General features: G+C 69.9%; 2 protein-coding genes. One reads left to right on the top strand and one right to left on the bottom strand.

Annotation, left to right across the window (positions count from 1 at the left end):
• The coding region (locus tag NS334_RS16120; protein WP_058756969.1) for a hydantoinase B/oxoprolinase family protein at window positions 1-3,226 on the bottom strand (3,226 nt) is incomplete at its 3' end.
• Here NS334_RS16120 and NS334_RS16115 point away from each other — a divergent pair.
• Window positions 3,212-4,952 (top strand): MFS transporter (locus NS334_RS16115; RefSeq protein ID WP_241492000.1); only part of this gene is annotated, 1,741 nt, incomplete at its 3' end. The two genes, NS334_RS16120 and NS334_RS16115, sit on opposite strands and share 15 nt — an antisense overlap.

Below are 4,952 nucleotides of genomic sequence, written 5' to 3'. Positions count from 1 at the left end.
CCTCCAGCACCTCGGCATCGGTCAGTCGGCTGTTGGTCATATGGGTCTGTACCGCGTCCGCACCCGCGAAGCCCGGCCCCGCGCCGGCACCGCCGGCGATGGTTTCGTAATATTGGAAGCGGTCGTCGCCGAAGGTGAGGTTGTTCATCGTGCCCTGACTGGCTGCCAACGCTCCCAGTGCGCCGAACAGCGTGTCGGTGACGATCTGGCTGACCTCGACATTCCCCGCCACCACAGCCGCCGGATAGCGGGGGTTGAGCATCGAGCCTTCGGGTACCACGAGCGTCACCGGGCGCAGGAAACCGTCGTTCAGGGGGATCGCGGTGTCGACCAGGGTGCGCAAAACGTACAGCACCGCCGCGCGCGTCACGCTGAACGGCGCGTTAAAGTTGCTCGCGCGTTGTTCGCTGGTGCCGGTGAAGTCGATGGTCGCCGTGCCGTCCGCGCGGTCGATCCGCACCGCCACCCGCACCATCGCGCCGTCATCGGCCTCATAGGCGAAGTCGCCATCGCCCAGATCGCGCAGCAGTTCGCGCGCGGTCGCCTCGGCATGGTCCTGCACATGGCGCATGTACGCGGAGACGACATCCGCGCCGTGCCCCGACGCCAGCGCCAGCAAGCCATCGCGCCCGCGCGCGCAGGCGGCGACCTGCGCGACCAGATCGGCGACATTCTGGTCGATGTTGCGCGCCGGATGCGGGCCGCTGGCGAAGGCGGCGCGCACCGCATCCTCGCGCAGGCGCCCGTCCTCGACGATCAACAGGTCGTCGAGGATGACGCCCTCGTCATGGATTGTCGTGCTGGCGGCCGGCATCGAGCCGGGGGTGATCCCGCCGACATCGGCATGATGACCCCGCGCCGCGACGAAGAAGGCGGGCGTCGCATCGCCGCCCGCGAACACCGGCATGATGACGGTGATGTCGGGGAGGTGCGTGCCGCCGCGATAGGGGTTGTTGAGCGCATAGACGTCGCCGGCGCGCATCCCGCGCCCATCACGCGTGCGCGCCGCGATCACGGTGCGGATGCTGTCGCCCATCGAGCCGAGATGGACCGGAATGTGCGGCGCGTTGGCGACCAGATTGCCCGCGGCGTCGAACAAGGCGCAGGAGAAATCGAGCCGCTCGCGGATGTTGACCGAGGCCGCCGAGCGCTGGAGCGCCGCGCCCATTTCCTCGGCCACGCCCATGAACAGCCCGGCGAACACCTCCAGCCGCACCGGATCGACCGCCGCATCGGCGCTGGGGCGCGGGCGGGCGGCGATGCGGGTGAGGATCAGGCTGCCGCCGTCATCGACCCGCGCGCGCCAGCCCGGCTCTACCATCGTGGTCGACACCGCATCGACGATCAGCGCGGGACCATCGACCTCCGCCCCCGTCGCGAGCCCATCGCGCGCGTGGAGCGGCATCGTGCCGCCGGGCACGGCCACATCGACCGGCGCGGCGCTGGCGACCGGCAGCGCGGGGAAGCGCGCCTCGGTCGCGGCGCGCGCGATCGCCTCGACGCGGAGCAGATCGACGACCAATGCGTCGGTCCCGACGAAGCCATACTGCCGCCGGTGCGCCGCCTCGAACGCGGCACGCATCGCCGCGGGGTCGCCGAGCGGCACCTCGATCCCCTGATCGGTGCGCGCGTAGCGCAGCCGGACGCTCGCCTCGATCGCATCCGCCGCGACGGCCTGTGCGGACAAGGCCGCGCACGCCGCCGCCGCCAGCCGGTCGTGTGCCTCGCGCAGCGACGCCGCGTCTTCGATCGCGGTGCCCAATGTCTGCTCGCGCACCGCGCGGCGATCGGCCAGCCCCATGCCATAGGCCGACAGCACGCCCGCGAGCGGGTGGATCATCACCCGCTCGATCCCCAGCGCATCGGCAACCAGACAGGCGTGCTGCCCGCCCGCGCCGCCGAAGCTGGCCAGCACATAGTCCGCCGGATCATGCCCGCGCGCGACCGAGATCGTGCGGATCGCCTGCGCCATCGCACCGACCGCGATGGCGATGAAGCCCGCCGCCGCCCGTTCGCGCGTCATCGCGGTGCCCGACGCCGCGATCACCGCGTCGATCCGCGCCTCCGCCGCCGCGCGGTCGAGCGGCTGGTCGCCGCCCGCGCCGAAGACGCGCGGGAAATGTTCGGGCTGAATCTTGCCGAGGATCAGGTTGCAGTCGGTGACGGTCAGCGGCCCGCCGCGCCGGTAGCAGGCCGGTCCCGGCACCGCCCCAGCCGATTCCGGCCCGACGGTAAAACGCCCGCCCTGCCACGCACAGATCGAGCCGCCGCCCGCCGCGACGGTATCGATCCGCATCATCGGGACCGCGACGCGCGTGCCCGCGATCACCGCATCGGTGCGGCGGTCATATTGTCCGGCATAGAGCGAGACGTCGGTCGAAGTGCCGCCCATGTCGAAGCCGATGACGTGATCGAAGCCTGCCGCACGCGCCGTACCCGCCATGCCGACGATCCCGCCCGCCGGCCCCGACAGTAGCGCATCCTTGCCGCGAAAGGTCCGCGCATCGGTCAGCCCGCCCGAGCTTTGCATGAACAGGGGCGACTGTCCCTCCAGCGCGGCGGTCAGTCGGGCGGTATAAAGGTCGAGCGCGGGGGAGAGATAGGCGTCGACCAATGTCGTGTCGCCGCGCGCGACCAGTTTCATGACGGGCGCGACCTGATGGCTGACCGACACCTGGGCAAAGCCGATCGCGCGCGCTGCCTCGCCGAGCGCCGCTTCGTGTGCGCGGTGCTTCCACCCGTGCATCAGCACGATCGCGACCGAGCGCAGCCCGCGATCGAACGCCGCGCGCATCCCCGCCGTGGCCGCGTCGAGATCGAGCGGCACCAATGTTTCGCCCGCCGCCGTCACCCGCTCGTCGACCTCCAGCACCTCCGCCGCGAGTGGCGCGGGACGGACGATGTGGAGCGCGAAAATGTCGGGCCGGTCCTGATAACCGATGGTCAGCGCGTCACCGAAGCCGCGCGTCGTCACCAGCAATACCCGCTCGCCCTTGCGCTCCAGCAGCGCGTTGGTCGCGATCGTGGTGCCGATGCGGATGTCGGCGGGGGGCAGCGCGCCGTCGCGCACGCCGGTCAGCCGCCGGATCGCCTCGACTGCCGCATCGTCGTAGCGGCCCGGGTCCTCCGACAGCAATTTGGCGGTGACCAGCGCGCCATCGGGGCGCACCGCGACCACATCGGTGAAGGTGCCGCCGCGATCGATCCAGAAATGCCAGTTCGCCATGCGCGCCTGCCTGCCACCGAAAGCGTCGCGGGCGCAACTTACATCCGTGACACCGCCGCCGCGCATTGCCATGTAGGCGCGATGGCGGTGCTGGCGCGGCTGCGCGACATATTGAGCGAGGAACGTTGGGAATTCGCCCCCCACGAACGCCCCGCCATGCCCGGTTCCCCAGGGTCGCCCGACCATCCGCTCGCACGGCGGATCGCCTATGGGCTGGTCGCGGTGCTGGTCGGGTTGACCGGCGGGTTCGGCAACGCGCTGGTCGCCGCCAACACCGTGACGTTGGCGGGGGCGCTGGGGCTCGATCCGTCCGAGATCGCGTGGCTGCCGACGGTCTATGTCATGACCAACGTCAGCATCAACCTGCTGCTCATCAAGTTTCGCCAGCAATTCGGGCTGCGGCCGTTCGCGGTGCTGTTCCTGTCGCTATATTGCGCGCTGACATTGGGGCATTTGTTCGTGCGCGACTTCGCCTCGGCGATCCTCGTGCGCGCCGCGAGCGGGATGGCGGGGGCGGCGCTCAGTACCTTCGCGCTATATTATCTGATGCAGGCGTTCCCGGCGAAATGGCGGCTGCGCGCGCTGGTGCTGGGGATCGGGATACCGCAGTGCGCGACGCCGTTGGCGCGGCTGTTCTCGCCAGAACTGCTCGCCATGAGCCAGTGGCGGACCTTGTACCTGTTCGAGCTGGGGCTGTCGGCGCTCAGCCTCGCCGCCGTCCTCGCCTTCCGCCTGCCGCCGACCACGCGGCAGAAGGCGTTCGAGCCGCTCGATTTCGTCACCTTCGCGCTCTACGCGGTGTCGATGGCGCTGTTCGCCGCGGTGCTGGGGCTGGGCCGCTATGTCTGGTGGACGCAGGCGGCGTGGATCGGCTGGGCGCTGCTCGCCGCGATCCCGATGCTGAGCGCCGCGCTGTGGATCGAGCATCATCGCAGGAACCCGTTGCTCAACACCCGCTGGCTGGGCAGTGCCGACATCCTGCGCTTCGCGATCGTGACCTTGATGGCGCGGATCGTGCTGTCGGAACAGACCTATGGCGCGGTCGGGCTGTTGACCGTGCTGGGGCAGAACAACGATCAATTGGTGCCGTTCTTCACGATCATCTTCCTCGCCACCGTCGCGGGCTTCGTCCTGAGCGCGGCGACGATCGATCCGCTGAAGCTGACGCAGCCGGTGATGCTGGCGATCGGGCTGGTCGCGATCGCCGCCTGGGCGGATTCGCATGCCACCAGCCTGACGCGCGCGCCGCAATTGTACGTGACGCAGGCGGTGATCGCGTTTGCAGGGGCGTATTTCCTCGGGCCCTCGCTGCTGTTCGGGATGACGCGCGCGCTGCAACAGGGCGCGGGGCATGTCATCAGCTTCCTGGCGCTGTTCGGCGTGCTGAACTCGATCGGGAGCCTGGCGGGGAGCGCGCTGCTCGGTACCTATCAGATCGTCCGCGAGAAGGCGAACAGCGCCGTCCTGACGCAAGCGATCAGCCCGACCGATCCGATCGTGCAGGCACGGTTGCAGGCCGGGGCCAGCGGGGTCGCGCGGGTCGTCGGCGATCCGTCCTTGCGCGCGGCGGAGGGCGGTGCGCTGCTGTCGCAGGCGGCCACGCGCGAGGCCAATGTGCTGGCCTATGACGACATGTTCCGATTGATCGCGGTGCTGGCCGCGCTGACATTCTGCTATCTCCTCTTCCTCATCGCGCGCCGTCATTGGCGCGCGATGAGGAAGAGGA

The sequence above is a fragment of the Sphingomonas endophytica genome (assembly GCF_001476895.1).
GTDB lineage: Bacteria > Pseudomonadota > Alphaproteobacteria > Sphingomonadales > Sphingomonadaceae > Sphingomonas > Sphingomonas endophytica_A.
The sequence above is the reverse complement of the archived record's forward strand: the minus strand, read 5'-3'. Positions and strand labels throughout refer to the sequence as shown.